The organism is Arthrobacter sp. Sr33 (genome assembly GCF_054511195.1).
The window spans coordinates 43,700-66,916 of sequence record NZ_JBTNDD010000005.1 but is presented as its reverse complement, the minus strand read 5'-3'; the positions used below and the strand labels follow the sequence as shown (position 1 = coordinate 66,916).

Here is a 23,217-nt window from a genome sequence, read left to right as displayed (position 1 = left end):
CTGATCAGTAGGGTTGGGTGTTATGACTGAACAACTTGCCGTGGCCGTACTCGGCGCCGCCGGCCGCATGGGGTCGGAGGCCGTCAAGGCCATCGACGCCGCAGCGGACCTGAAACTGGTGGCAGCCCTCGGGCGCGAAGACACCCTGGAGACCATTGTCGCGGCCGGCGCGCAATGCATCGTCGACCTCTCCGTCCCCGACGCGACCTTCGACAACGTGGTGTTCGCCGTGGAGCGCGGCATCCATGCCGTCGTCGGGACTACCGGGTGGGACGAATCACGGCTGCAGCAGCTCGGCAGTCTGCTCGCTGATCACCCGACCACCGGGGTGCTGATCGCCCCGAACTTCGCGGTCGGCTCGGTGCTGGCCTCAGCGTTCGCCGCGCGGGCAGCCAAATACTTCGAGTCGGTTGAGATCGTCGAACTGCATCATCCGGACAAGGTGGACGCTCCCTCGGGCACCGCCGTGCGGACCGCGAACCTGATCGCGCAAACACGCCGGGAAGCAGGCCTTCCCGCCAGCCCCGACGCAACCACCGCCGAGCTCGACGGCGCCCGCGGCGCCGACGTCGACGGCGTCCGGGTGCACTCGGTACGGCTGCGCGGTCTGGTCGCGCACCAAGAGGTGCTCCTCGGTGGCGTTGGCGAGCAGCTCACCATTCGCCATGACTCCTACCACCGCGAATCATTCATGCCCGGCGTGCTGCTGGGCGTGCGCGGTGTCGCGTCCCACCCCGGCCTGACGGTCGGGCTGGACGGCTACCTCGAACTGGAAGCGTGAGCTCCCCCATGGCCGAAACAGCTGGATTCCTTGACGCAGTAAAACGCCACCGGGCCAAAATCGGCGTCGCACTGGTGAGCCTGCTGCTCGTCTTCTGGCTGATCATCGCCCTGCAACGCAGCGTCATCCTCCTCACCGACCCGGACCTGGTCGCCAAGGCACTCGGGCTCGCCTACCTCCTCTTGCCGCTGATCGGCGGGTGGGCCATGATCCGCGAACTGCTGTTCGGGATACAGACCTCAAAGATGGCGTCCGACCTTGATGCCGAGGGAGGGCTCCCCATCGACGACCTGCCCCGTACCCCCGCCGGTCGGATTGTCCGGTCGGCAGCGGACGCACGGTTCCCCGAATACCAGGCGGAGGTGGAGGCGGCGCCGGACGACTGGCGCGGCTGGTTCAGGCTCTCCTGCGCCTACGACGCAGCAGGGGACAGGACCAGGGCGAGGCGCTCCATGCGCACAGCCGGGAAACTGTACAACGCAGCCCGCTAACAGCGTTAGCTGTTCACACCCGCCCGCGCCGCCCGCGACGCTCCGGAGGTCAGTAACTCCAGGGGCCCGCGGGCGTTGATGCGCTGGAAGAGGATGCCGAGGACAACAAACACGACCGCCTGGCCCCAATACACCAGCGCCGGGTCGGGCGCCGGGGTCTGGGCATCGACAACGCTCATGGTCCAGATATGAACCGCGTAAAGGGTCAGGGTCATTGCCCCGGCTGCCGACAGGGGGAGCAGCGCGGATTCAAACCGCCGGGTGGCCAGCAGGCACAGCCCAATCACCAGGGCAGCCGTCCCGCCGGTGTGCAGCAGGTCCAGGGGGGAGCCCGAGTGGGGTGCGCTCACGGCCAGCCACCACCACGAATCGGATTGGTCGACCCCCGTCAGGCTGACGCTCATCATTGCCGCCAGCGGGTATCTGCTGCCGTCGGGGGTCTGCAGCAGTGCCGCCAGACCGCCCAACGGGCCGAGGAGGTAGCCGCTGACGAGTTTCGCCGCCACGGCCAGGGTCGCACCGGACACCACCAGGCCCAGTTGTACCCGTTTGTCCCGGAGTGGTAAACGGCCGATCGCCATGCCGATCAGGATGTAGCTCAGCCACTGCAACGCCGGGTAGTAGCCGGTCACGGTGATGTCGGCGAGCAGCGTGGCTGGTTCCAGCAGCGTTTCCCAGAGCGGATTCCCACCAATCGACGGCGGATTGACCGTCTCGGCGATCCAGGGCCGCAGCAAATAGGCGGCGACCGGCGAAAGGAGCAGCCAGCCTGCTGCCCACCAGAGAAGCCGCCTGAACGGCATGGAGACGAACGGCAGCGCCAGCAGGAACAGCACCCCGTAGTGGAAGAGGATGATGGCGATGTTGGTTTCCAGTCCGCCCAGCATCAGCCCGATCACCATGATGACGGCCGCACGTGCCGCGATGCCCCGGCGGTCCATCCCGATGGCGTTGCGGTGGTGGATCCGGTTCCCTCCGGTCAACAGGGCAAGGCCGAGCCCGGCGACGACGGCGAACAGGGCTGATGCCCGGCCGGAGAAAACCAGGGCCACCCATGACGCCTCGGCCGTGCCCGGAACGTACAGGGCAAAAATGTGGGTGCTCATCATCCCAAACAGCGCCACACCGCGGGCGGCGTCGACCCCGCTCAGCCGGCGGGTTACCTTGCCAGATACCATGACCTGATCGTCTCACAGCGGGGAGTCAGCCCCGCGGCGGCGATGTGCAGCGGAAGCTAAACGGTGTCGAACCGGGTAACGTTTTACCCATGGCTCAAACCGACACCCGCACCCTTCCCTTCGGCACCCTGGTCACAGCGATGGTGACCCCGTTCCACGCTGACGGCAGCGTGGACTTCGAGGCCACCGCCCAGCTCGCGACTCACCTGGTCGACGACGGCTGCGACGGCCTGGTGATCTCCGGGACCACCGGTGAGACCTCCACGCTGGAGGACCAGGAAAAGGAAGACCTGTTCCGGGTGGTCGTGGAAGCCGTGGGCGGGCGGGCGAAGGTCATCGCCGGCACCGGAACCAACCACACCTCGCACTCCATCGAGATGGCGCAGCGTGCCGTGCGCGCTGGCGTCGACGGACAACTGGTGGTCACCCCGTACTACAACAAGCCCACCCAGGCCGGTGTGCTGGCCCACTTCGAAGCGATTGCCGCTGCCACCGAGCTGCCCATCATGATCTACGACATCCCAGGCCGGTCCAGCATCCCGATCCAGACCGAGACCATGATCCGGCTGGCGGACAATCCCAGGATTGTCGCGCTCAAGGATGCCAAAGCGGATTTCGCGGAGATCACCAGGGTGCTCGCCAACACCACGCTCGACGTGTACTCGGGCGACGACGGCCTCACCCTCCCCTGGATGATGGCTGGCGGCGTCGGTGTGGTCAGTGTCAGCGCACACGTGGCCACCGCCCAGTTCAGGGCGCTGGTCGACGCCGCGGGCGCCGGGGACGTGGCCACCGCCCGCCGGATCCACTTTGAGCTCGACCCGGTGGTGCGCGCGGTGATGACCCACATCCCCGGAGCCGTCTCGGCGAAGCAGATCCTCAAACGGCAGGGGCTGATCCCCAACGCTGCGGTGCGGCTGCCCCTGGTCGGACCCACCGCCGTCGAGATGGAAACCGTGCTCGCCGACCTGGCCGAAGCGGGGATGAACTTCGACCGCCCGCGCTCCACCCGGACCGCTGACGGAACACCCGCATGACGGTATCGGCCGCCACCGCACTCATCGCCCCACCAGAACTCGCACCGGGCGTTCTGCGCATCGTCCCCCTGGGCGGCCTCGGCGAAATCGGTCGGAACATGGCGGTGTTCGAACTGGACGGAAAACTCCTGATCGTCGACTGTGGGGTGCTGTTTCCCGAGGAAAACCAGCCCGGCGTCGACCTGATCCTCCCCGACTTTTCGTACCTCGAGGACCGGCTCGACGACGTCGTCGGACTGGTCCTGACGCACGGTCATGAGGACCACATTGGCGCTGTTCCGTATCTGCTGCGGCACAAAAAAGACATCCCGCTGATCGGCTCCCAGCTCACGTTGGCCCTGATCGAAGCGAAACTGCAGGAACACCGGATCACCCCCTACACCCTCACCGTCACCGAGGGGCAGATTGAACAGTTCGGACCGTTCGAGTGCGAGTTCGTGGCGGTCAACCACTCCATCCCGGATGCCCTCGCGGTCTTCATCCGCACCAGCGCAGGAAACGTTTTGCACACCGGCGACTTCAAGATGGACCAGTTGCCCCTGGACGGGCGCATCACCGACCTGAGGGCGTTCGCGCGGCTCGGCGAAGAGGGAGTTGACCTCCTCATGGTCGACTCGACCAACGCCGACGTGCCCGGTTTCACCACCGCCGAACGCGAGATCGGACCGGTCCTGAACCGGCTGTTTGGGCAGGTCACCAAACGGATCATCGTCGCGTCGTTCTCGTCCCACATCCACCGGGTACAGCAAGTGCTCGACGCCGCCGAAGCGCACGGGCGTTTCGTCTGCTTCGCCGGCCGCTCGATGGTGCGGAACATGGCCATCGCCGCGAAGCTCGGCTACCTCAGGGTTCCCGACGGCATTCTCGTGGACATCAAGAACGTGGACACCCTGCCGGACGACAAGGTGGTTCTCATGTCCACCGGCTCCCAGGGTGAGCCGATGGCCGCCCTGTCCCGGATGGCCAACGGCGACCACCGGATCACCGTCGGCAAGGGCGACACCGTGATCCTCGCGTCCTCACTGATCCCGGGCAACGAGAACGCCGTGTTCAGGGTCATCAACGGGCTGCTCAAGCTCGGCGCCGACGTCATCCACAAGGGCAACGAAAAGGTCCACGTGTCCGGGCACGCTGCAGCCGGTGAGTTGCTGTACTGCTACAACATCCTCAGGCCCCGGAACGTCATGCCCGTCCACGGCGAAACCCGCCACCTGATTGCCAACGCCCGGCTCGCCGAGCAGACCGGGATCCCGAGCGAAAACGTGCTGCTCACCGACGACGGTTCGGTCATTGACCTGGTGGGCGGGGTAGCCCGCGTGGTCGGGGCGGTGGAATGCGGTTTCGTCTATGTGGACGGGTCGAGCATCGGCGAGATCACCGACGCCGACCTGAAGGACCGCCGGATCCTCGGCGAGGAGGGGTTCATCTCCATCGTCACGGTGGTCAACAGGAGCACCGGCAAGATCGTGTCCGGTCCCGACATCCACGCCCGGGGTTTCGCCGAAGACGACTCGGTGTTCGATGAGATCAAGCCCAAACTCAACGCCGCACTCGAAGAAGCAGTAATGAGCAACAAGGACCACACCGTCTACCAGCTGCAACAGGTGGTCCGCCGGGTGATTGGTACCTGGGTGAATAGGCGCTACCGCCGCCGGCCGATGATCATTCCGGTGGTCCTGGAGGCGTAGCAGCCGAAACCGGCAGCAGGCCTGCTCGCCGGGACTCCCGGCTCACCGGGCAGAGCTGTCGATGCTCGGCGGACGCCCCCACCTGCCGAGCAGCACTGCATGCGGCAACGCAGATCCGGCCGCGTATGTCCGGGGAATCCGGGGCTATGTCCGGTACCGTTGGCACTATGGCGACTCGTACTTCCCCGGACCCCAGAGGTTCACAGCAGTCGCGCGGTAAGAACACCTCGGCTGCTGCGCGTTCAACTTCGGGCCGTAGCGGCGCAAACAAAAGCGGTGGCAACACCCGGCAACCCACCAAACAGCAGCCCGCGCTGCCCGGGGACACGCTTCCTCTGCCTCTGCGCGCACTCCGGGGGCTGTGGATGGGGGCCGCCCACATGGTCGCCTCGGGTATCCGCAAGTTCGGGCACGACGTCCACCCGGACAAGGAGCTCCGCCGGGACGGTACCGGCCTGTTCCTGATGATCCTCAGCGTGGCAGTCGCCGCAGTCGAGTGGTGGGCGCTCACGGGCCCCGGCGCCGATGTGGTGCACGCTGTCGCCGCTGGAACCTTCGGTTGGATGGCGCTGCTTGTGCCGTTCATGCTGCTGATCGGCGCGGTGCGCCTCTTCAGGTATCCGGAGAACCACCGGGCCAATAACCGGGTGGGCATTGGGATGACCATTGCCCTGTTCGCGGGTTCAGGTATCGCCCACCTCTCGGGTGGAGCGCCAGCCCTCGCAGACGGTTTTGAACGCCTCTGGCAGGCCGGGGGAGTGGTCGGCTTCCTCGTGGCCGGCCCGCTCAGCGGAATCCTGACCGAATGGCCGGTGATCGTGCTGCTCTCGGCACTCATCTTCCTGAGCCTGCTGATCATTACCGCCACCCCGTTCCGCCACATCCCCTCCCGGCTGCGCGCCCTGTATGAGCACCTGATGGGCCAGAACCTCATCGAGCGGGACCAGCAGGGCACCAAGGAACGGGGAACCGACCCGGCCACCGAAAAACATGATCAAAGCTACCTCGACGAGCGCCACTCGGCACCCGGCAGAAAACCCAAACGCAAGATGCGTCTCTTCGGACGCGATCGTGCGGCCGACCGCGCCCAGGCCGAGCTTGACGGGTACGTCGGTGATGAAGCATTCGAGCGGGCAGTCCTGGCCGACGACGACGACGACACCCAGCACCAGACTCAGGCGCACCAGGCGGCGCCGGTCCCCACCGAACCGCGGGTACCACCGGGCGTCCGCCGGCCCACCCAGCAGGAACGCGCCACCGAGAAGATCAAACAGGATCATGGCATCCCCACAGATCCCAACGACCGCGCCCACGACCCCGGTGGCAACCCTGAACCGGCCACCGAGGCGATGGCGGTCCTCCCTGCCCCCGCACCACAGGTACCGTCCAATCCGGTGCAGCCGCAGATCCCGCCGACCCCCATGCCGCAGCGCACCGAGCAGCTGCAGCTGGCCGGCGACGTCACGTACACCCTGCCGCCGTCGGACTACCTGCCCGCCGGTACCCCGCCCAAGGAACGGTCCGAAGCCAACGACTCTGTGGTCGCAGCCCTGACCCACACCCTCGACCAGTTCCACGTTGACGCGAAGGTCACGGGGTTCTCCCGCGGCCCCACTGTCACCCGCTACGAAATCGAGCTGGCGCCGGGCACCAAGGTGGAACGGGTGACCGCGCTGTCCAAGAACATCTCCTACGCCGTCGCGAGTTCCGACGTCCGCATCCTGTCCCCGATTCCGGGCAAGTCGGCCATCGGCATCGAGATCCCCAACACCGACCGTGAAACGGTGTCACTGGGCGACGTGCTGCGGTCCGGCAACGCCCGCAAGACCGAACACCCGATGGTGATGGGTGTCGGCAAGGACGTTGAGGGCGGGTTCGTCGTCGCCAACCTGGCCAAGATGCCCCACCTGCTGGTTGCCGGTGCCACCGGTGCCGGTAAATCATCGTTCGTGAACTCCATGATTACCTCGATCCTGATGCGCTCCACCCCCGACGAGGTGCGCATGGTGATGGTCGACCCCAAACGGGTGGAGCTCACCGCCTACGAAGGCGTGCCGCACCTGATCACGCCCATCATCACCAGCCCCAAGAAGGCCGCCGAGGCGCTGCAGTGGGTAGTCCGTGAAATGGACACCCGCTACGACGATCTCGCCAACTACGGCTACAAGCACATCGACGACTTCAACAAGGCGGTCCGGAACGGGAAGGTCATCCCGCCCGAGGGTTCCAAGCGCGTGGTGCGCCCATACCCGTATCTGCTGGTCATCGTCGACGAGCTCGCCGACCTGATGATGGTCGCCCCGCGCGACGTCGAGGACTCGATCGTGCGCATCACCCAGCTGGCGCGCGCCGCCGGCATCCACCTGGTGCTCGCCACCCAGCGGCCATCGGTCGACGTCGTCACGGGCCTGATCAAAGCCAACGTTCCGTCCCGGATGGCGTTCGCGACGTCGTCGGTCACCGACTCCCGCGTGGTCCTGGACCAGCCGGGCGCCGAAAAGCTCATCGGCCAGGGCGACGCGCTGTTCCTGCCCATGGGCGCATCCAAGCCCATGCGCGTGCAGGGCGCCTGGGTCACCGAGTCCGAAATCCACCGGGTGGTGGAACACGTCAAGGGCCAGCTGAAGGCCAACTACCGTGAGGATGTGGCGGTCGAGGCGCCGAAGAAGCAGATCGACGACGACATCGGCGACGACCTCGACGTTCTCCTGCAGGCCACGGAACTGGTGGTCACCACCCAGTTCGGTTCCACGTCCATGCTGCAGCGTAAACTGCGGGTCGGCTTCGCCAAGGCGGGCCGGCTCATGGACCTGTTGGAGTCCCGCGGTGTGGTGGGTCCCTCGGAAGGCTCAAAGGCCCGCGACGTCCTGGTCAAGCCTGATGACCTGGCAGCGGTACTCGGCGCCATGCGCGGTGACGGACCCGTGTCCGTCCCCGATGAGCCGGCGCCCAGTGCCCCGCAGGCACCACCGATCGACCTGGTGGCCGACGATCTCGAGGCTCGCCGCCAGGCGGGCCAGTACCATGACGGCTCGGACGACGACGATGACGGCTCAACTGACGCCTGGAGCCTCACGGGAAGGTAGCCTTATGCCGTGAGTATTCCTCCGGCCAAACAGGTCCCTACGCTGAACATTGCCAACGTCCTTACGGTGGTGCGGATCCTTCTGGTCCCGTTCTTCATCTGGTTTCTGCTCCTGGACGACTCGGCCGCCGATGGCTCGGGCGGGCTTTTCCGCTGGCTGGCGGTGACGGTGTTCGCCGTCGCGATCTACACCGATAAACTCGACGGCGACCTGGCCCGGAGCCGCGGGCTAATCACCGACTTTGGGAAAATTGCCGACCCTATCGCCGACAAACTGCTCATAGGTGCCGCGCTGATCCTGCTCTCTGTCATTGGAGAACTCTGGTGGTGGGTCACCATCGTGATCCTGGTCCGCGAACTGGGCATCACCGTGCTGCGGTTCGCCGTCATCCGCTACGGAGTGATGCCAGCCTCGCGGGGCGGGAAACTCAAAACGGTCATCCAGACCTTCGCCATCTTCCTCTACCTGCTGCCACTGGCCGGGGTGCTCGGTGACTGGTATTCCTGGGCGGCCATCACGGTGATGCTGGCAGCGGTCGCCGTCACCGTCGTCACCGGGATCGACTACATTATCCAGGCGATCCGGCTCCGGCGTGATGCGCGTTCAACCGGGCACCCCGGCAGCCCGACGTCGTAAGCGCGGCACCGATGGAACCGTTAGTTCCCGCTGGGCCTGCCGCAGAGGTGATCCGCCAGGCAACAGCCTGTCACCTCACCATCGCCACTGCCGAGTCGCTGACCGCCGGGATGGTCAGCGCCGCGCTGGGCTCGGTGCCGGGCGCATCCGCGGTGTTGCAGGGTGGGGCGGTGACCTACCAGAACCAGATCAAGGTGAACATTCTCGGCGTCGACCCCGCAGGGATCGCCGCGACCGGGGCGGTGGACGCCGTCGTCGCACGCCAGATGGCGGAAGGCGCACGGCGCGTCTTCGACGCCGATCTGGGCGTTTCCACCACCGGAGCTGCGGGACCCGAGCCACACGCCGGTAAGGCGGTGGGCACCGTCTTCGTGGCCGTAGCATCAGCGGCCGGGACGACGGTGAACGAATACCTGTTCGACGGCGACCGGGAGTCGGTCCGGAGGCACGCCTGTGCCGCCGCACTGAATCTGCTGGGCGCCGTGTTACGCGACCAGGCCGCAGGGAACAAATCCCAGGACTGAACAGTTATCATTACTGTCAGCCATTGAACAGGTTGACAGCTTAGGCTTGAAACTACCAAGCCGGTACACCTTCCTAAGGAGACACCGGATCAATTGCAACGAGGGAGCATGGCGATTCAGATGGTAAAGCAACCCGTATCCATTAACGGAGTAGTCCGTTGGCGGGATGTGGGGTTGGCGGAAGATGCACAGCGCAAACCGAAGGAGCGCAAAATGGTAGTGCTACGCCATGAGATCGGCGATGTCCTGCGGGACGTCCGCCAGCGGCAGGGCCGCACACTACGCGAGGTTTCGCATAGTGCTCGAGTCTCCCTTGGTTACCTCAGCGAGGTAGAGCGGGGCCAGAAGGAAGCATCGTCTGAGCTCCTTTCCTCGATCTGCACCGCGCTCGATGTTCCGTTGTCCCTCATGCTCCGCGAAGTCAGCGATCGTCTCGCCGAGGCAGAGGGCGTATCAGTCCCTGACACGGTGCCCCAGGAATTCGCCCGGGCGTTTGTCGACGACATCCCGGCCGACCTATCCGAGGATTTCAGCCGCGGACTGGCCGCAACGAACCGCTAACTCAGCGTCCACAGCGATTTGACTGAAGCCCGCCGGAACACTCCGGCGGGCTTCAGTGTGTTGTCAACAGCGTGTTATCAACAGTGTGTTGTCAATCACCAGTTGTCTTTGGTGTACGTCTCATTGAGTTGGGCAATCAGGGTCCCCAGGGTGGTGAGGTCCTTGACATCCCAGTCGTCCATCAGGTTGTGGAACGCTTCCTTACGGGCGGTCTGGGCGGCGACCAGCTGCTTCGAACCGGCGGGGGTCAGGGTAATCGACTGGGCCCGGCCATCGAGCGGGTCGGCTTCCTTCTGGACCAGGCCGAGTTGTTCGAGCATCGCTATCTGCCGGCTGACCGATGGTTTGCCGACGCCGATACTCGCCGCGATGTCGGTCAGCCGCATGGCGCCCTCCCGCTGAAGGATCACCAGCAGGCCGTAGGCGGCCGGTTCCATGTCCGGGTGGACGCGCCGGGCCACCTTGTAGGAGTTCGATCGTGCCCTCCGCCACAGCATGCTCAGTTGTTGTTCCAATGCCTGGATGGCAGTGTCTACGGCGGGATCGGCTTCACGGTGCTCGGCTGTCATGTGCTTCATTCTATGGTTACGCACACAATCGCTCATCAACCGGCCCCGACAGGGGGCCAGCAAGTCAGCCAACTCAGAGACAGTGAGAGGATTACATCATGCGCACCAGTGCCTTTTGGCGGCTTATGGATGACGAGTTCGGCGCGGGGTACTCCCGTACCCTGGCCCGAACGATCGTCCTCGCCGAACTCGGCGGCCGCACGCCCGAAGAGGCCCTGGGTGCCGGAATCAGCCCGCGCGATATCTGGGTCGCGGTGTGTGACCTCCAGGATGTCCCGTCGGAACGCCGGTTAGGCAAGGACATCACTCCCAAATAGTCCGGATGCGGCACCTGACACGCCGCCCAAGTTATTCGAATACTTGTTCGGATAGGACTATCATTTCTAACAGACGGCTGTCGTGGTTATCCACATACGCCGTGAAGCTTCTCAATTTGTCAGTGCCCCGGGCTACGGTCGAATTGAACACGAAAACGGCCGCAACGGCCATAACCAACCGAGGTGAAGAATGGCCGCACCAGCAGACCGCGAGAAAGCTCTCGAAGCAGCACTTGCGCAGATCGACAAGCAGTATGGCAAAGGCTCGGTGATGCGCCTGGGTGATGAGGTGCGCGCCCCCATCGAAACGATTTCGACCAGCTCCATCGCACTTGACGCTGCACTGGGCATAGGCGGGCTGCCCCGCGGCAGGGTCGTCGAAATCTACGGACCAGAGTCCTCGGGTAAGACCACGCTGGCACTGCACGCGGTCGCCAACGCGCAGCGCAACGGTGGCATCGCGGCATTCATTGATGCTGAACACGCACTCGACCCCGAATACGCGAAGCGGCTCGGCGTCGACACCGACGCGCTCCTGGTCTCCCAGCCGGACACCGGTGAGCAGGCGCTGGAAATCATGGACATGCTGATCGGGTCAGGATCGATCGACGTGATCGTCATTGACTCGGTTGCTGCGCTGGTGCCCCGCGCGGAAATCGAGGGTGACATGGGAGATAGCCATGTGGGCCTGCAGGCACGGCTGATGAGCCAGGCGCTCCGGAAGATCACCGGCCGTCTCGCCCAAAGCAAAACCACAGCTATTTTCATCAACCAGTTGCGCGAGAAGATCGGCGTGTTCTTCGGTAGCCCCGAGACCACTACGGGCGGCAAGGCGCTGAAGTTCTACGCCTCCATCCGCATCGATGTACGCCGGATTGAAACCCTCAAGGAGGGCGCTGTCCCGGTAGGAAACCGGACCCGCGCCAAGGTAGTCAAGAACAAGATGGCACCGCCCTTCAAACAAGCCGAATTCGACATCCTGTACGGCTATGGAATTTCCCGTGAGGGCGGGCTGATCGATGTTGGAGTCGAGAACGGTCTCGTGAAGAAATCGGGTGCCTGGTTCACCTACGACGGCGACCAGCTGGGCCAGGGTAAGGAAAACGCACGGAAGTTCCTGCTCGACAACCCCGACCTGACCGACGAACTGGAACGGCGCATCCGCGAGAAACTCGGTGTTGGATTGGCTGCTGAAGAGGCGGCGGTCGAGCCCAAGGCGAAGGCTGAGCCGAAACTGAAAGCGGTCAGCGGAGAGAACCGCTAGCCAGCCATGCCTTTCGGACAGAACAACGGTTCCCGCAGTGGATTGAATTCCAGGCGGAAATCCGGGGCCGGCTCTGACGGGACAACCGTTCACCGGACATCAGGCGGCTGGAACGCTGGTGAGCGGAAGTCCGGGAGCGGGCGAAAGCTTCGTGGCCGGCAACCTGCTGGCGCCGGATCGGGTGCCATTGGCTCCTCCGGTTCGGCCTCGGAGGTGTCCGCTGGCAAGGATGCAGCGGGATCTGGTGGGGGAGCCCTCGCACCCGATGCAGACCCTTACGCGACGGCACGGTCCATCGTGTTGCGGCAGCTCACCCTCGCGCCCAAAAGCCGGCATCAGCTTGCCTCCAAACTAGCGGAGCGGGACGTGCCCGCAGAGGTGGCGGTGGCCGTCCTGGACCGCTTTGAAGAAGTCCAGCTGATCGACGATGCCGAGTTCGCGATGATGTGGGTGCGTAGCCGGGCAGCGACCCGATCCCTGGCCAGGAGCGCACTGAAACGCGAACTGGCTGAGAAAGGCATCCACGGCGAGATCGCCGAGGAGGCACTGTCCCAGGTGAGTGACGATGAGGAACGGGACGCTGCAGAACAGCTAGTGCGCCGAAAGCACCGCCCCGCCGCCACGGGTACAGATCGTGCCACCCTCGACAAGGAAACGCGGCGGCTGGTGAGCATGCTCGGGCGCAAGGGATACAGCCCGTCGCTGGCGTTCGGTGTGGTGAAATCGGTGCTCGACGACGTCGCCGCCGGCGCAGCTGACGACGACGCCGAACCTGATTTCCTCTGACGAGCCGAGCCTGATTTCCTCTGACGAGGTCCGCCGGGCTCAGGTCAGTCACGCTCAGCCGTTATTCATTCGTTCCCTAAAACGGCCGGTTGAGGTCTGGCGGACCCAGAACACCGAACTGTAGGCTGAGCATCCTTATGATCGGGCTGGCGCGGGGAATGACTGCTGCACGGACGGGCGCTGGTGCAGCGTTGGCCGTGGTGCTGCTTGGCGCTTCCCTCCTGACCTCGATCGCCCCGGTTGCAGCCCAGGACTACCCAACCTGGGACGAGATCAAGGCAGCCAAAGCCGATGCCTCAGCCAAACAAGCTCAGGTCGGCGAGATTGAAAGCCTGTTGGAAGGGCTCCGCACCGCCGCCGCCGAACTTGGCGACACCGCCGTCAGCTCAGCGGCTGATCACGCGCAGGCCGCAGAGGAACTGCGGGTGAGCGAACGGCTCTCCGACACGCTCGCCGAACAATTAGCCAATGCCGAGGCCGAGTCCGCGGACCTGCACCGGGCAGCTGGCGCAGCCGCTGCCCTCTCCTACAAGACCGGGAGCACCAACACCTCAATGCTGGCGCTGCTGGATCCGGAGGGCGCCATGGACCTGCTCGACCGCCTGATGATACTTGAAACCGTCACCGACCGGGCTGCCGGATCCTACAACGATGCGGTCGCCGCCGAGCGTGAGGCCGAGTCACTGCGGGACCGCTATGACGCCGCCACCGAGCGGCACCGGGAACTGACGGACGAGGCAGCTGAACGGTTACGCACTGCCCAGGGCGACGACGCCGCCGCCCGCACCTCGGTGCAGGAGCAGGAAACCCGGGCCGCAGAGCTCTTCGAGCAGCTTGCGGAACTGAACGACACCACGGCCGACCTTGAAGCCGACCGCATCCAGGGCTTGCAGGAAGAAGCGGCTTTCCTCGAACAACAGGTAGCAGCAGAGGCTGCTGCGGCGGCCCGGGCGGCAGCCGAAGCCGCGGTGGCAACGACGACGCCACCGCGGGCTCCTGCACCGCCGGTCGTAGCGGGTCCCGCGCCACAACCGCCGGCGCCCCAGTCTCCGGCGCCCCAGTCTCCAGCGCCTCTACCCATACCCATCCCTGGCCCGGCCCCTGCCCCGCCCCACGCCGAGCCGGACCCCGGCACCGCGCCAACACCGCCAACACCGCCGGCACCGGCCCCCGCACCAGCACCAGCCCCCGCTCCGGCACCGGGCCCCGCACCGATCGTTGACGACCCCGCCGGAGCCCAGGCCTATGCTTCATCCCGACTACCGTCGTTCGGGTGGAACGGAGACGAGTTCCAGTGTCTGGTCAACCTATGGAACAAGGAATCCCGGTGGCTGACCAGCGCGAACAACCCGTACAGCGGGGCCTACGGTATTCCCCAATCCCTGCCCGGCAGCAAGATGGGCAGCGCCGGCGCTGACTGGCGGACGAACTACCGCACCCAGATCGAATGGGGCCTCGGCTACATCTCCGGTAGATACGGTTCGCCGTGTGCAGCCTGGCAGCATTCCCAGCGGATGAACTGGTACTGACCGGTTCGCAGCGGTTGCCGCGGGAACTCCAGGTCCCGTCGATTGTGGGGGTCAGCGCAGCACACGTACCCTTAACGGGTGAGTCTCATTACCCCAACCCTTCCCACAGGTCCCGCCGCTGAACGGGCCGGTGTTCCTGGCGCAGCGGTGTCGGGGGCGCAGCGCACCTACGAGGTTCGGACCTACGGCTGCCAGATGAACGTCCACGACTCGGAGCGCATCTCCGGGCTGCTGGAGGCCGCCGGCTATGCCGCAGCAACGGACACCCAGGCCGACGTCGTCGTGTTCAACACCTGCGCGGTCAGGGAGAACGCCGACAACAAGCTCTACGGCAACCTCGGCATGCTCGCCTCGGTCAAGGAAACGCACCCCGGCATGCAGATCGCCGTCGGTGGCTGCCTGGCCCAGAAAGACCGCGACACCATCCTGAAGAAAGCGCCGTGGGTCGACGCGGTATTCGGGACCCACAACGTCGGCGCCCTCCCCGCGCTCCTGGAGCGGGCCCGCCACAACAACGAGGCGCAGCTGGAGATCCTCGAGTCCCTCGATGTCTTCCCGTCCACGCTCCCGACCAAGCGCGACGCCGTCTACTCCGGCTGGGTGTCCATCTCGGTCGGCTGCAACAACACCTGTACCTTCTGCATCGTCCCCGCCCTGCGCGGCAAGGAACGCGATCGGCGACCGGGGGAGATCCTCGCCGAAATCGAGGCGCTGGTGGCCGATGGTGCGATCGAAGTGACCTTGCTGGGCCAGAACGTCAATTCCTACGGGGTGGAGTTCGGCGACCGGGGTGCCTTCGCCAAGCTCCTCCGCGCCTGCGGGAGCATCGAGGGTCTCGAACGGGTCAGGTTCACCAGCCCCCACCCGGCAGCCTTCACCGACGACGTCATCGACGCCATGGCCGAGACCCCCAACGTGATGCCCCAACTTCACATGCCCCTGCAATCGGGCTCCGACCAGATCCTCAAATCGATGCGCCGCTCGTACCGGTCGTCGAAATTCCTCGGCATCCTGGACCGGGTGCGGGCCAAAATGCCCCACGCATCGATCTCCACCGACATCATCGTCGGTTTCCCCGGGGAAACCGAGGAAGACTTCCAGGCCACCCTCGACGTCGTCGAGAAGTCCCGCTTCGCCACCGCCTTCACGTTCCAGTACTCGAAGCGGCCCGGCACCCCTGCCGCTGACCTGCCCAATCAAATCCCGAAGGCGGTGGTGCAGGAACGGTTCGAACGGCTGACCGCCTTGCAGGACCGCATCGCAGCAGAAGAAAATGCCCTCCAGCTCGGGCGGACGGTCGAGCTGATGGTCACCGCCCAGCAGGGCCGTAAAGCCAGCGAAACCCACCGTCTCTCGGGCCGGGCCCGTGACCAGCGCCTGGTTCATTTCTCGGTGCCCGACGGCGTCAAACCGCCCCGCCCCGGTGACCTGGTCACCGTCACGGTTACGGAGGCTGCCGCCTTCCACCTGGTGGCGGACCCCGCGACGCCGGCAGAACTTCACATCCGCCGGTCCCGGGCCGGTGACGCGTGGGATCGGGCACAGGCCGATTCGTGCGGCGTGCCAGCGCCTGGCGGGTCAGCCGCTGGCCCAGCAGGCGCCGTGTCGCTGGGGATGCCCTCGCTGCCGGTCCGCGGCGCCTGACGGTGCTTCCCGCTGCGCCCGCATCCCCGCCCCTGATCGCCGTCGTCGGACCCACCGGGTCGGGCAAGTCATCGCTTGGCATCGAACTCGCGCGCAGGTTCAACGGCGAAATCATCAACGCCGACTCGATGCAGTTCTATCGCGGCATGGACATTGGCACCGCCAAGGTCAGTCTTGACGAGCGGCAGGGGGTACCGCATCACCTGCTCGACACGCTCGACGTCCGGGAGGAAGCCAGCGTCGCCGCCTACCAGCAGCAGGCGCGGACCGCGATCGACGCTATCCGGGACCGCGGCAGGATGCCGATCCTGGTGGGCGGGTCGGGGCTGTACGTCCGGGCGGCCCTTGACGTCCTGGAGTTCCCTGGTACCGAGCCGGGCATCCGGGCCCAGCTGGAAGCCGACCTGGCCCGCGACGGCGCGGACCTCCTCCGCGAGCGCCTCGCGGCAGTGGACCCGATCTCCGCCGGCCGGGATCTCGATGACCGCCGGCTGATCAGGGCCCTCGAAGTGTACGAGGTGACCGGCCGCCCGTTCAGCTCCTTTATGCCGCAACGCCTGTACCACCAGCCGGCACTGCAGCTGGGCCTGCGGGTGGACCGGCCGGTGTTACGTGAGCGCCTGGCTACCAGGGTCCATACCATGGTCGACGACGGGCTGCTCGACGAAGTAGCACGCCTGGACCGCCAGGGTCTGCGGAGCGGTCGGACGGCATCCCGGGCACTGGGATACGCCCAGTTCCTGCAGGTCCTCGACGGTGAGCTGACCACGGAACAGGCAGCGAGCGACACCATCGACGCGACCCGGCGGTTTGCCCGCCGCCAGCTCACCTGGTTCCGCGCCGACCCGCGGATCACGTGGCTCGATTGGGAGGATCCGCTCCTGGGCGCCCGGGCCGCAGACCACCTCCAGCAGACCTTCGGCCTATCCTAGACACGTGACTATTCAATCCGACGCACTGGTTTCACCAGCACCGACCACCCTGAGTGGTGTCGCCTTCACCAAGGGCCACGGCACCGGAAACGATTTTGTCCTGGTCACCGACCCGGACGGCGAGCTGGAGATCGGGCCCGACGACGTCCGCACCATCTGCGACCGGCACCGTGGCATCGGCGCAGACGGGTTGATTCGAGCGATCAGATCCCGCCACCTGCCGGAGGGGCGGGTGCTGCTCCAGAGCGATCCGTCGGCCGAGTGGTTCATGGATTACCGCAACTCGGATGGCTCGCTGTCGGAAATGTGCGGCAACGGCGTCCGGGTCTTCGTCCACCTGCTGGTCTCCGCGGGGCTGCTCAGCCTCGCCGAGGGAGCCACGGCGTCGATCGCCACCCGCGGCGGGATCAAACTGGTGGAACGGTCCGCCGATGGTTACTCGGTGGATATGGGTCCCTGGGAGTTCATTTTCCCCGACGCTGCAGCATCGCGAGCCACCGATTCCCTGGTGGAGGCCGATGGTCTGGAGGTTCCGCGGCCCGCCCTGTCAATCAGCATGGGCAACCCCCACACGGTCGTGGCACTGGCTGAGCCTGCCGAACTGGATGCCGCACGGCTGTTCACCGCGCCGGTCGTCGACCCAACGCCCGTCGACGGGACCAACGTCGAATTCGTGGTACCGCACGATCCGCTGGTGCACGACGGCGTCGGCCGCGTCAGGATGCGGGTGCATGAGCGCGGCGTGGGGGAGACCCTGTCCTGCGGGACGGGGGCGTGCGCAGTTGCGGCGGCCACGAGATTCTGGGCCGGGGCCGAAGCGCCCCTCACCTGGCGGGTCGAGGTGCCCGGCGGCGTCGTCGGCGTCCGCTTCCACGCCGGACCTGACGGGCGCGAACATGTCAGCCTGAGCGGGCCAGCCGTCCTGGTGGCGACCGGGACCTTCCTCTAAGGGCTCCCAGACAGCCGAGCGGTGCTAGGCGGTACGGTGCTAGGCGGCGTGCGCTAGGGAGTGAGGCGTTCCACCCGGATGATCCTGAACGACTTCGAGGTAGCAGTACGGGACACCTCGAACCCGTCGGCCAGCTGATCGGCAATCCACTTCTGCAGCGAGTCAGCGCCGAGATTCTTCTGCACCACCAGCCACGCGGACCCGCCAGGCGACAGCCGGGGCAGCCACTTCAGCAGCAGCGCGTGCAGCTCGTCCTTGCCCACCCTGATCGGTGGATTGGACCAGATGGTGTCGAAGGTGGCATCGGCGTCGACCTCTTCCGGGCGGGTCGCCAGCACATTGCCCAGGCCCAACAGTTTCGCGTTTTCCGCGGTGAGCGCCAGCGCCCGTTCGTTGACGTCGACGGCGACCACCTGGGCGTCGGGCGCCAGCAGCGCCATCGTCAGTGCCAGTGGACCCCAGCCGCAGCCAATATCGAGCATCCGGGAGCCCACCGGATCGGGGGCCTCAGCGAGCAGGATGCGGGTGCCCTTGTCGATCCCGTCGGAGCTAAAGATGCCCGAGGACGTCACCAGGGTGCGCTCCACCCCGGCCAGTACCGTGCGGAGCGGTTTGCGGGTCTCCGGGCCGGCCGGCTGGGCGCTGAAGTAGTGGGAATCCATAACAAACCAGCGTAGTCGAGCCGCCGACGGTTTCTGGAACCCGGTCACCGCCGAATCCGCCAGCAACCTGGGCGCCCGTGAGGGGAATTTCGGCCACCGCCGTCCCGGCAGGGCCCGCCCGGTCCACTTTGCTCACCGGTAGGGCCCTGCCGCGCCGGAGGGATCAATTGCGCGCTCAGTGAAGTGCCTCACCCGATCGGGACCGGGACGACTACCATTGAAGGACACCACTTTAGGGAGCGTATGACCACGAATAACGGGGGACCGGCGACGCCGGAACCAGAGATCGGCCCAGCCGAAATTCAGGCAGTGATTGATCGGATCCTGGCTAAAGACGAGGCCGCGTCCGCGAAGGGCGCAGGCAACCGTTTCGTCGGTGTCTCATCCGGGCACGACGACGAACGGTCGTCCTACGACGGCGACCAGCAGGACCTGGACGAACGGCGTGCACTGCGACGCGTCGCAGGGCTTTCCACCGAACTCGAAGACGTCACTGAGGTCGAATACCGGCAGCTCCGCCTCGAACGCGTCGTCCTGGCAGGGCTCTGGAGTGAAGGCACCGCCGAAGATGCGGAAAACTCGCTGCGGGAACTGTCGGCGCTGGCAGCCACCGCCGGTTCAGAGGTGCTCGACGGCATCGTCCAGCGCCGGCTCAAGCCAGACCCCGGCACCTTCCTCGGCTCGGGCAAGGCCCAGGAGCTCAAGGACATCGTGGTATCCACCGGAGCCGACACCGTCATCGTGGATAGCGAACTCTCTCCCTCCCAGCGCCGCGGACTGGAAGACATCGTCAAGGTCAAGGTCATTGACCGGACGGCCCTGATCCTCGACATTTTTGCCCAGCACGCGAAATCGCGGGAGGGCAAAGCCCAGGTCGAGCTGGCACAGCTCGAATACCTACTCCCCAGGCTGCGCGGTTGGGGTGACTCCATGTCCCGCCAGGCAGGCGGCCAGGTCGGCGGCGCCGGCGCCGGGATGGGTTCCCGTGGGCCCGGCGAAACGAAGATCGAGCTTGACCGGCGGAAGATTCGCACCCGGATGGCGAAGCTGCGCCGGGAGATCAGCGGGATGAAACCAGCCCGCGAAACAAAACGCGCCAACCGCCGTCGTAATGAGATCCCCTCGGTCGCAATCGCCGGCTACACCAACGCTGGCAAATCCTCCTTGCTGAACCGCCTCACCGACGCTGGCGTCCTGGTGGAGAACGCGCTGTTCGCCACCCTGGATCCCACGGTGCGTAAGGCCGAAACCGCCGATGGGTTGGGCTACACGCTTGCCGATACGGTCGGGTTCGTCAGGTCGCTGCCCACCCAGCTGGTTGAGGCATTCCGGTCGACGCTCGAAGAGATTGCCGACTCGGACCTGATTCTCCATGTGGTGGATGTGTCCCACCCCGATCCGGAGGGGCAGATCGCCGCGGTGCGGGAAGTGCTCTCTGAGGTCGATGCCCGCAAGGTCCCCGAAATCATTGTTCTGAACAAGGCCGATGCCGCGGATCCCTTCGTGATCGAACGCCTGCGTCAACGCGAGCCCCGGCACGTGGTGGTCTCAGCCCGCACGGGCGAGGGTATCGCCGAGCTCCTCGAAGCCGTCAGCGCTGCCATCCCGCGACCCAGCGTGAAGCTGACGCTGCTGGTGCCGTACGAACGCGGCGACGTCGTCAGCAGGTTGCACCAGTCCGACGCCGAGATCCTGAACCTTGAGCACGTTGAATCGGGCACCCGACTCGACGTCATGGTCCGTGCGGGTCTTGCCGCCGATCTGGAGGAATTCCGCCAGCATGCCTGACAGCGGTACCGCGGGGCCGCTGGAACTTCTTGACGCCGCAGTTGAAGCCATGGGCGGCGAGAACCGGGTGGGCCAGCATGAGATGACGCAACGGGTCGCCGAGGCGCTGACCACCGGGGACCACCTGCTGGTGCAGGCTGGCACGGGCACCGGTAAATCGCTGGCCTACCTCATCCCCTTGATCTCCCACGCCCTGACCCACGACAAACCGGCCATCGTATCCACTGCAACGTTGGCGTTGCAGGCCCAGATTGTCGGTCGCGACGTGCCCCGGCTGCTGAAGGCCCTCAAAGGCAAGCTACCCCGCCCCGTCGACGTGGTGCTGCTCAAAGGCCGCGGCAATTACGTCTGCAAGCACAAAACGGGCGGAGGCTTCCCCGAAGAGGGGGCACCCGACGCGCTCTTCAGCCTCGGCGAGGACACCGCCGCACCGCATCCCTCCGCCGGCCCGGCCACCCCGCTGGGCCGCGAGGTTGTCAGGCTCCGGGAGTGGGCCGAAACCACCGACACGGGTGACCGGGACGAGCTGACTCCCGGGGTGAGCGAGCAGGCGTGGCGGCAGGTGTCCGTGACCAGCATGGAATGTCTTGGCGCCCAAAAGTGCCCGGTCGCGGCGGAATGCTTCAGCGAACGGGCCAGGGCCAAGGCGGGCGACGCGGATATCGTCATCACCAACCATGCAATGCTCGCGATCAGTGCCTTCGAGGGGCTGGCGGTGCTCCCCGAGTACGACGTCGTCGTCATCGACGAAGCCCACGAACTGCATGACCGGGTCACCGGCGCGGTGTCCGGACAATTATCGGCGGGGATGATTTCCGCTGCGGCGTCGGCGGCCCGCCGTCATCTGTCAATCGCCACCGAGGGCCTCGACTCCGCAAACCGCTTTTTCGAGTCAACAGTCGCCGGGATCCCCACGGGATTAATGGCTGCCGGACTCACCGAGGAGCAGGAAACGGCGATCACCCAGGTCCGCGAAGCCTGCCGGGCCGTCCTGTCGGACGCCAAAGGAGACGGACCGACCCCGGCAGACGGTGGCCGGCAGATGGCGAAGTCCCACGTCCTCGCCGTCTTCGAACTCTGCGAGCGGCTTCTGACGGCGACACCGGCCGGTGAGGTGCTCTGGGCCTCACGGCCAAGCACCTTCTCACCGGGCACCGGGTATTCACAGCCCGACGACGACGCACCCGCGACCATCAACATCGCGCCACTGTCCGTGGCCGGGAAGCTGCGGGAAGGCCTGTTCGCCGATCACACAGTGGTCCTGACCTCGGCAACGCTCGCCATCGGGGCCGAATTCGGTCCAGTCGCCGGTTCGCTCGGTCTCGCGGGCGCCTCGGCGCCGTCATGGACCGGCGTCGACGTCGGCAGCCCCTTCGACTACCCGAAGCAGGGCGTCCTGTATGTCGCGAAGGACCTTCCAAAGCCGGAGCGGGGCACCTCGCCTGAGCAGCTCGACGAACTGGAGGTCTTGCTGAAAGCATCGCGGGGTGGGGCGCTGGGACTTTTTTCCTCCCGCCGCGCGGCCGAAGACGCAGCCGAAGCACTGCGCCCACGGGTCGACTTCGAGATCCTGTGCCAGGGCGAATCGTCAATGTCGGCGCTGGTCAAACAATTCTCGGATGAGCCGGACACGTGCCTCTTCGGCACCATGTCACTCTGGCAGGGCGTCGATGTGCCAGGCCGGTCGTGCCGGCTGGTGACCATCGACCGCATTCCCTTCCCGCGCCCTGACGACCCACTCATGACAGCGCGGACGAGAGCCGTAGCGAAGGCCGGTGGAAACGGTTTCATGAGCGTTTCGGCAACCCACGCGGCCGTCCGCCTCGCTCAGGGCGCCGGACGCCTCATCCGCGCAGCCGAAGACAAGGGGGTGGTGGCGATCCTCGATTCCAGGCTCGCCAACGCACGCTACGGATCATTCCTGCGTGCCGCGCTGCCGCCTTTCTGGTCCACCACCGATCGCACGACGGCGGTCGGCGTCCTGGAGCGGCTGGCAGGAAAACCCACGCCCGGGGGTTAGAGGGCGCGCATCACCGAGACGACCTTGCCCATAATCGTGGCGAGGTCTCCCAGGATCGGCTCGTACTGGGTGTTCTGGGGGAGCAGCCAGGTGTGACTGTCGCGCTGGCGGAAAGTCTTCACCGTCGCCTCGTCGTCGAGGAGCGCGGCCACGATGTCACCGTTCTGTGCTTCCTGCTGGCGCCGGACCACTACCCAGTCACCGTCGCAAATGGCGGCGTCGATCATCGAATCGCCATAGACCCGCAACATGAAGAGATCGCCGTGTCCCACCAACTGGCGGGGTAGCGGCATGACATCTTCCACTACCTGGTCGGCCAGCACCGGGCCGCCGGCAGCGATCCGCCCCACCATCGGAACCATGGCTGCGTCGATCGCGCCGCCGACGTCCGGTGTCGTACCCTGGCCCGATCCTTCTTCGCCGCTGTGCTGATCATGGTCGAGGGTCAGCGGAAGCAGGATCTCCATGGCGCGGGGGCGCTTCGGATCGCGCCTGAGATAGCCCATCCGCTCGAGCTGCGACAACTGATGGGTGACGCTCGAGAGACTGGCGAGCCCCACCGTGTCTCCGATCTCGCGCATGGAGGGCGGATACCCGTTGGTGCCGATGGCCCGCTGAATGGTCTCAAGGATCTTCTTCTGGCGGGGCGTCATGCCCTTGGGCACCTGGCGCCCACGCGGGCGGCCACGGGCTGGCAGGACGGCCGGGGCGGGGTCAGCCGGGGCAAGGTCGGAGGCCGGTTCATCCAGTGGTGCGTCGGACTCTTTCACGGTCG

21 protein-coding genes are annotated in these 23,217 nt (G+C 66.0%); 17 read left to right on the top strand and 4 right to left on the bottom strand.

What is annotated here, in order from left to right:
- The first annotated feature begins 22 nt into the window (after nt 1–22).
- The gene (dapB, locus tag ACX80T_RS08435; protein ID WP_116778789.1) at nt 23–781 is read left to right on the top strand and encodes a 4-hydroxy-tetrahydrodipicolinate reductase; all 759 of its coding nucleotides are present in this window, start codon (nt 23–25) and stop codon (nt 779–781) included.
- Nucleotides 782–789: 8 nt separating this feature from the next.
- Nucleotides 790–1,272: a hypothetical protein gene (locus tag ACX80T_RS08430; RefSeq protein ID WP_024476252.1), complete on the top strand. Its 483-nt coding sequence runs from the start codon at nt 790–792 to the stop codon at nt 1,270–1,272.
- A gap of 5 nt (nt 1,273–1,277) precedes the next feature.
- Here ACX80T_RS08430 and ACX80T_RS08425 read toward each other — a convergent pair whose 3' ends face one another.
- Entirely contained in the window at nt 1,278–2,450 is a 1,173-nt protein-coding gene (locus ACX80T_RS08425; protein WP_019483449.1) for a heparan-alpha-glucosaminide N-acetyltransferase domain-containing protein, read from the bottom strand.
- 89 nt (nt 2,451–2,539) lie between these two features.
- Here ACX80T_RS08425 and dapA point away from each other — a divergent pair, with 89 nt between their 5' ends.
- The 6 genes from dapA to ACX80T_RS08395 all read left to right on the top strand — a co-directional run bounded on the left by dapA (nt 2,540) and on the right by ACX80T_RS08395 (nt 9,982).
- Nucleotides 2,540–3,487 (top strand): 4-hydroxy-tetrahydrodipicolinate synthase, encoded by a 948-nt coding sequence (gene dapA / locus ACX80T_RS08420; protein ID WP_019483448.1) that lies wholly within the window; start codon nt 2,540–2,542, stop codon nt 3,485–3,487.
- On the top strand, nt 3,484–5,175 hold the full coding sequence (locus ACX80T_RS08415; RefSeq protein WP_459304174.1) for a ribonuclease J: 1,692 nt from the start codon (nt 3,484–3,486) through the stop codon (nt 5,173–5,175). The genes dapA and ACX80T_RS08415 overlap by 4 nt, the downstream gene beginning before the upstream one ends.
- 167 nt (nt 5,176–5,342) lie before the next feature.
- Nucleotides 5,343–8,261: an FtsK/SpoIIIE family DNA translocase gene (locus ACX80T_RS08410; protein ID WP_459304173.1), complete on the top strand. Its 2,919-nt coding sequence runs from the start codon at nt 5,343–5,345 to the stop codon at nt 8,259–8,261.
- Between the two features lie 9 nt (nt 8,262–8,270).
- A complete protein-coding gene (pgsA, locus tag ACX80T_RS08405; RefSeq protein ID WP_459304172.1) occupies nt 8,271–8,897 on the top strand; it encodes a CDP-diacylglycerol--glycerol-3-phosphate 3-phosphatidyltransferase in 627 nt (208 codons plus the stop codon).
- 11 nt (nt 8,898–8,908) lie between these two features.
- Nucleotides 8,909–9,421, top strand: coding sequence for a CinA family protein (locus ACX80T_RS08400; protein ID WP_459304171.1), 513 nt, complete (start codon nt 8,909–8,911; stop codon nt 9,419–9,421).
- A 120-nt stretch (nt 9,422–9,541) separates the two neighbouring features.
- Nucleotides 9,542–9,982 (top strand): helix-turn-helix domain-containing protein, encoded by a 441-nt coding sequence (locus ACX80T_RS08395; RefSeq protein ID WP_024476255.1) that lies wholly within the window; start codon nt 9,542–9,544, stop codon nt 9,980–9,982.
- Between the two features lie 95 nt (nt 9,983–10,077).
- Here the strand turns inward: ACX80T_RS08395 and ACX80T_RS08390 are convergent, their stop codons facing one another.
- Nucleotides 10,078–10,551: a MarR family winged helix-turn-helix transcriptional regulator gene (locus ACX80T_RS08390; RefSeq protein ID WP_019483442.1), complete on the bottom strand. Its 474-nt coding sequence runs from the start codon at nt 10,549–10,551 to the stop codon at nt 10,078–10,080.
- 98 nt (nt 10,552–10,649) lie between these two features.
- On the opposite strand from ACX80T_RS08390, the gene ACX80T_RS08385 reads away from it, so the two are divergent.
- From ACX80T_RS08385 to dapF, 7 genes are all read left to right on the top strand, one after another.
- Nucleotides 10,650–10,868 carry a DUF3046 domain-containing protein gene (locus ACX80T_RS08385; protein WP_024476256.1) on the top strand — a complete coding sequence of 73 codons (219 nt, stop codon included), beginning with the start codon at nt 10,650–10,652 and terminating at the stop codon, nt 10,866–10,868.
- Between the two features lie 190 nt (nt 10,869–11,058).
- Nucleotides 11,059–12,132, top strand: a complete 1,074-nt coding sequence (recA, locus tag ACX80T_RS08380) for a recombinase RecA (RefSeq protein ID WP_019483440.1) — start codon at nt 11,059–11,061, stop codon at nt 12,130–12,132.
- A gap of 6 nt (nt 12,133–12,138) precedes the next feature.
- On the top strand, nt 12,139–12,918 hold the full coding sequence (locus ACX80T_RS08375; protein WP_459304170.1) for a regulatory protein RecX: 780 nt from the start codon (nt 12,139–12,141) through the stop codon (nt 12,916–12,918).
- 158 nt (nt 12,919–13,076) lie between these two features.
- Nucleotides 13,077–14,447: a coiled-coil domain-containing protein gene (locus ACX80T_RS08370; protein ID WP_459304169.1), complete on the top strand. Its 1,371-nt coding sequence runs from the start codon at nt 13,077–13,079 to the stop codon at nt 14,445–14,447.
- Nucleotides 14,448–14,525: 78 nt separating this feature from the next.
- Nucleotides 14,526–16,091, top strand: a complete 1,566-nt coding sequence (gene miaB, locus ACX80T_RS08365; RefSeq protein ID WP_459304168.1) for a tRNA (N6-isopentenyl adenosine(37)-C2)-methylthiotransferase MiaB — start codon at nt 14,526–14,528, stop codon at nt 16,089–16,091.
- A 2-nt stretch (nt 16,092–16,093) separates the two neighbouring features.
- On the top strand, nt 16,094–17,023 hold the full coding sequence (miaA, locus tag ACX80T_RS08360; RefSeq protein ID WP_459304259.1) for a tRNA (adenosine(37)-N6)-dimethylallyltransferase MiaA: 930 nt from the start codon (nt 16,094–16,096) through the stop codon (nt 17,021–17,023).
- 4 nt (nt 17,024–17,027) lie between these two features.
- Nucleotides 17,028–17,972, top strand: a complete 945-nt coding sequence (dapF, locus tag ACX80T_RS08355) for a diaminopimelate epimerase (protein WP_459304167.1) — start codon at nt 17,028–17,030, stop codon at nt 17,970–17,972.
- A 53-nt stretch (nt 17,973–18,025) separates the two neighbouring features.
- On the opposite strand, the gene ACX80T_RS08350 is transcribed toward dapF, so the two are convergent.
- Nucleotides 18,026–18,634 carry a class I SAM-dependent methyltransferase gene (locus ACX80T_RS08350; RefSeq protein WP_459304166.1) on the bottom strand — a complete coding sequence of 203 codons (609 nt, stop codon included), beginning with the start codon at nt 18,632–18,634 and terminating at the stop codon, nt 18,026–18,028.
- A gap of 243 nt (nt 18,635–18,877) precedes the next feature.
- Here ACX80T_RS08350 and hflX point away from each other — a divergent pair, with 243 nt between their 5' ends.
- Complete coding sequence (gene hflX / locus ACX80T_RS08345; RefSeq protein ID WP_019483432.1) at nt 18,878–20,422, top strand: GTPase HflX; 1,545 nt, start codon at nt 18,878–18,880, stop codon at nt 20,420–20,422.
- Complete coding sequence (locus ACX80T_RS08340; RefSeq protein WP_459304165.1) at nt 20,415–22,442, top strand: ATP-dependent DNA helicase; 2,028 nt, start codon at nt 20,415–20,417, stop codon at nt 22,440–22,442. Before hflX ends, ACX80T_RS08340 begins: the two co-directional genes overlap by 8 nt.
- Here the strand turns inward: ACX80T_RS08340 and lexA are convergent.
- The gene (lexA, locus tag ACX80T_RS08335) at nt 22,439–23,095 is read right to left on the bottom strand and encodes a transcriptional repressor LexA (protein WP_459304258.1); all 657 of its coding nucleotides are present in this window, start codon (nt 23,093–23,095) and stop codon (nt 22,439–22,441) included. The genes ACX80T_RS08340 and lexA overlap by 4 nt on opposite strands.
- Between the last annotated feature and the right edge of the window lie 122 nt (nt 23,096–23,217).

Coding starts and splice junctions, on each gene's coding strand:
- ACX80T_RS08385 (WP_024476256.1), top strand. CDS start 10,650: ATGCGCACCAGTGCCTTTTGGCGGCTTATGGATGACGAGTTCGGCGCG.
- ACX80T_RS08400 (WP_459304171.1), top strand. CDS start 8,909: ATGGAACCGTTAGTTCCCGCTGGGCCTGCCGCAGAGGTGATCCGCCAG.
- ACX80T_RS08410 (WP_459304173.1), top strand. CDS start 5,343: ATGGCGACTCGTACTTCCCCGGACCCCAGAGGTTCACAGCAGTCGCGC.
- recA (WP_019483440.1), top strand. CDS start 11,059: ATGGCCGCACCAGCAGACCGCGAGAAAGCTCTCGAAGCAGCACTTGCG.
- ACX80T_RS08370 (WP_459304169.1), top strand. CDS start 13,077: ATGACTGCTGCACGGACGGGCGCTGGTGCAGCGTTGGCCGTGGTGCTG.
- ACX80T_RS08340 (WP_459304165.1), top strand. CDS start 20,415: ATGCCTGACAGCGGTACCGCGGGGCCGCTGGAACTTCTTGACGCCGCA.
- hflX (WP_019483432.1), top strand. CDS start 18,878: ATGACCACGAATAACGGGGGACCGGCGACGCCGGAACCAGAGATCGGC.
- ACX80T_RS08415 (WP_459304174.1), top strand. CDS start 3,484: ATGACGGTATCGGCCGCCACCGCACTCATCGCCCCACCAGAACTCGCA.
- ACX80T_RS08425 (WP_019483449.1), bottom strand. CDS start 2,450: ATGGTATCTGGCAAGGTAACCCGCCGGCTGAGCGGGGTCGACGCCGCC.
- ACX80T_RS08390 (WP_019483442.1), bottom strand. CDS start 10,551: ATGACAGCCGAGCACCGTGAAGCCGATCCCGCCGTAGACACTGCCATC.
- ACX80T_RS08430 (WP_024476252.1), top strand. CDS start 790: ATGGCCGAAACAGCTGGATTCCTTGACGCAGTAAAACGCCACCGGGCC.
- ACX80T_RS08375 (WP_459304170.1), top strand. CDS start 12,139: ATGCCTTTCGGACAGAACAACGGTTCCCGCAGTGGATTGAATTCCAGG.
- dapA (WP_019483448.1), top strand. CDS start 2,540: ATGGCTCAAACCGACACCCGCACCCTTCCCTTCGGCACCCTGGTCACA.
- lexA (WP_459304258.1), bottom strand. CDS start 23,095: ATGACGCCCCGCCAGAAGAAGATCCTTGAGACCATTCAGCGGGCCATC.
- ACX80T_RS08350 (WP_459304166.1), bottom strand. CDS start 18,634: ATGGATTCCCACTACTTCAGCGCCCAGCCGGCCGGCCCGGAGACCCGC.
- ACX80T_RS08395 (WP_024476255.1), top strand. CDS start 9,542: ATGGTAAAGCAACCCGTATCCATTAACGGAGTAGTCCGTTGGCGGGAT.
- dapB (WP_116778789.1), top strand. CDS start 23: ATGACTGAACAACTTGCCGTGGCCGTACTCGGCGCCGCCGGCCGCATG.